Origin of the sequence: Blautia sp. MSJ-36 (assembly GCF_018917985.1) — a bacterium.
In the GTDB taxonomy this organism is placed as follows: Bacteria; Bacillota; Clostridia; order Lachnospirales; family Lachnospiraceae; genus Blautia_A.
On record NZ_JAHLPQ010000054.1, the window covers coordinates 1 to 3,346 of the forward strand.

General features: G+C 42.6%; 5 protein-coding genes. All 5 read left to right on the plus strand.

All coding sequences use genetic code 11. The features are described 5' to 3' along the window. Nucleotides 1–130: 130 nt before the first annotated feature. Complete coding sequence (locus tag KQI39_RS17020; RefSeq protein ID WP_216419753.1) at nucleotides 131–343, plus strand: transposon-transfer assisting family protein; 213 nt, start codon at nucleotides 131–133, stop codon at nucleotides 341–343. Beyond that, nucleotides 343–675, plus strand: coding sequence for a plasmid mobilization protein (locus tag KQI39_RS17025; protein ID WP_216419755.1), 333 nt, complete (start codon nucleotides 343–345; stop codon nucleotides 673–675). Before KQI39_RS17020 ends, KQI39_RS17025 begins: the two co-directional genes overlap by 1 nt. A 120-nt stretch (nucleotides 676–795) precedes the next feature. Then, nucleotides 796–1,089, plus strand: coding sequence for a hypothetical protein (locus KQI39_RS17030; protein WP_216419756.1), 294 nt, complete (start codon nucleotides 796–798; stop codon nucleotides 1,087–1,089). Nucleotides 1,090–1,159: 70 nt separating this feature from the next. Next, complete coding sequence (locus KQI39_RS17035) at nucleotides 1,160–2,590, plus strand: relaxase/mobilization nuclease domain-containing protein (RefSeq protein WP_216419758.1); 1,431 nt, start codon at nucleotides 1,160–1,162, stop codon at nucleotides 2,588–2,590. Nucleotides 2,591–2,986: 396 nt separating this feature from the next. Next, nucleotides 2,987–3,229, plus strand: coding sequence for a hypothetical protein (locus KQI39_RS17040; RefSeq protein ID WP_216419760.1), 243 nt, complete (start codon nucleotides 2,987–2,989; stop codon nucleotides 3,227–3,229). Nucleotides 3,230–3,346: the final 117 nt, after the last annotated feature.

Below are 3,346 nucleotides of genomic sequence, written 5' to 3' on the forward strand. Positions count from 1 at the left end.
CAGACATGATCATTATTACGGATAACATCTGATGAAGGAAGAACCCCTTCTTCTGTTATCTGATTTATAGAAACTTATTAACCAAGTAGTCTTGATTGACTACATCATTATTATACTAGGAGGAGACGCGATGATGCTTACGGTTGAAGAAATGGTTATGATGAAGGCATTTGATCATAGTACACGCGGTGCTGCGATTTCAGATCTTGCACTTCACATTGCAGGAATTACAGATCAGGAGCTGAAGGCTGGCTGTATGCAGCTGAAGGAAAAGCTTGCCGGTATGACTGATACTGACTATATGGCAATTGACTTCACTGTGTATGATGAGGAACTTGGTTAATGCGAGATAAAGACAAGGTACTTACCTTTCGCGTGAATCAGAAAGAACTTGACCGGATCAATGCAAAAAGAGAAGAAATTGGTATCCGGAATATGGGTGCCTATCTTCGTAAAATGGCAATGGATGGGTACTGTGTGAATCTGGAGCTGAAGGATGTGAAGGAGCTTGTGCGGCTCCTTCGCATCTGCAGTAACAATTTGAATCAGTACGCAAAAAAAGCAAATGAGACCGGCAGCGTATATCGAGAAGACATCCAGGATCTGCAGACCCGGCTGGATGGAATCTGGATGGGTTGCAAAGAGATTCTAGCGATCCTTGCTTCTATTCGGTGATTGTAAGAGGTGTGGATTTGTTCTGCACCTTATACATAGGAGATGGCGACATCCTTGAGAACTGCTGAATAGGCAGTTATAGTAAAAATAGAAGAAGGACCAGACTTGGAGGTGTGAGTGATGAAGGTTGTAAAATTGATTTTAAAAGTGGCGTTGCTTCCTGTGATAGCAGTGTTGTGGGTGGCGAATCTGCTAGCAAATATGTTATTGACTGTGGGAAGTTATGTACTTGGACCGCTGATGTTCTTCATTCTTTTCTGTGGTATCTATACAGTGGTAAAGCAGCTTTGGAATCAGACATTGCTGCTTGCCCTCATAGAAGGTTTCTGCATTTTGACATTCTTCGGTACTGGATGGTTTATCATTATGCTGGAAGATGTAAAAGAGAAACTGATGGATTATGTCAGAGTATAAATTATAGAACGATGGGGCTTGTCAGCGATGGCAGGCTCTTTTCAATTATATAGGAAAGGACGGTGTGAAAATGGCCGCAACCAGACTGATTGCGCTTCATATCAATAAAGGAAAAAATGTAGCGCAGTGCCTGGCTGACAGGACTGATTATGCGCAGAATCCAGAGAAGACGGAGAAAGGAGAATTAGTCACAGGATATGAATGCGATCCAATGACAGCGGATGAGGAATTCCTTCTATCAAAGCGTCAGTATGAGCACATTACTGGCCGTACACAGAAGCATGATGTGATTGCTTATCAGATCCGGCAATCCTTCAAACCCGGCGAAGTTACAGCAGAAGAAGCAAACAAAATCGGTTATGAAACTGCAATGCGTTGGACAAAAGGAAGGTATGCTTTTATTGTTGCAACACATACAGACAGAGAACATATTCATAATCATATCATCTACAATTCTACTTCCCTGGACAGTACTCGAAAGTTCAGGGATTTTTATTTTTCAGCAGTTGCCCTGCGAAGATTAAGTGATCTTATCTGCATGGAACACAAGCTCTCTGTTATTGCGCCAAAGCCATATGACGAACGGGAGAAACGTACTGAATTTCCAAAGAAAATATCGCATAGAGATGAACTTTGCATGGCAATAGATGCGGCGCTCAGGCAAAAACCGAAATCCTTTGATGAGCTGATACAGATTCTGATTTCTATGGGGTATGAGTATAAGAACGGAAAGAATCCTGCGGTCAGATCAAAGAATCAGAAACGTTTTATCCGGTTTCGGTCGCTGGGCGATGATTATTCAAAAGAAGCTCTGGAGGCCATCATTGCCGGTACGAAATCTCATAGAGAGAAGACTTTCAGCAAGCAGTATCATTGTAGGAAACCCCAGATGTCACTGCTTGTGGATATTCAGGCGAAGATGCAGGAAGGCAAAGGCGTTGGATATGAACGCTGGGCAAAGGTATTCAATCTGAAACAGATGGCAGCTGCAATGAATTTTATCGAATCGCATAACATTCGAAGCTATGAACAACTTGCAGAGTTGGCAGCGAATACTGTCACTACTAATGACGGTATGTTGACATCTATCAAAGCAGACGAAGCCAGACTTGCGGAGATCAAGGTGATGATGACACATCTCCAGAATTACAACAAAGCAAAGAATGTGTTTGCGGAATACCGTACTTCTGGGTACAGCAGAAAATACTATGAAGAGCATCGAGATGTACTGGCACTTCGCCAGGCTGCAAAGCAGGCCTTTGATGAGTATGTGAAGGAACATGGAAAGGATACACCCCTTCCTCGACTGAAAGATCTTCATGCTGAGTATGCAATGGTACTGGAAAGAAAAAAGAAAACCTATGTAGAGTATCGCAAGCAAAAATCAGAAATGCAGGATTATCTCATGGCACAGAAAATCGTAGAGGTAATGCTGGATAAGGATGATCGAGACAAAGAACGGGAACGACAGCAGCAGGAAAAGAATCGAAAACAAAGATGAAAATACGGTGTGGAGATCTGGCCCATATAGCCATTTCTTCACACCGTTCTTTTTTTATGCCCGTATAGATCACTTCATATGAGATTTTCTTGATTGTAAAACAGAAAAAGCGTCCGGAACGGACGCGCAGCCCGGATACGAAGTAGCCGTTCTCTTAGGGGATTGGGGAAACTTCACCAACGAGCAAAATCGCGCAGGTATTACCTGGGCACTGCTCGCCAAATAGTATTTCCCCCTTTCTGTGCGTGCATATCTGTATGAGAAAATCTTCTTGCAAGAGGTAAGAAACTTCCATAGAGTATCGGCTTTGGGAGCTGAAGGATAGATATTCCCCCTTAACTTGCTGAAAGAACCGTGAATTATGATGTGTTTACAAGAAAAAGGAGGTAACAAATTATGTGGAGCTATGAATACGACGAAGATGACTACAATGTTCGGGATGGTGTTCGAGCAGTAGTTACCGGAGGCTGTAGCAAAGGCCTGTTCCTTCGCCTGGAAAATGGACAGGAGGCATTTGCTTCTTTCGGTGGTCTTGTTCCTGGTACAGAGGTCATCTGTACAGTACTGAAAAAGGCTACTGAGAGATGGAGAGTATTGGTTGCAATTGATTCTGTTCTCGAGAGAGAACTGGCTGCTTAAGTCCAGCTAATAAATGTCAATAGTTAAATGAAAAAAATTGCTCTTATTTTCTGGCTAAAAAAGGGTAGACGTCCCCCTTGGTGAAAATATCGTTCTTTTGAAAGATATTGATTCGTT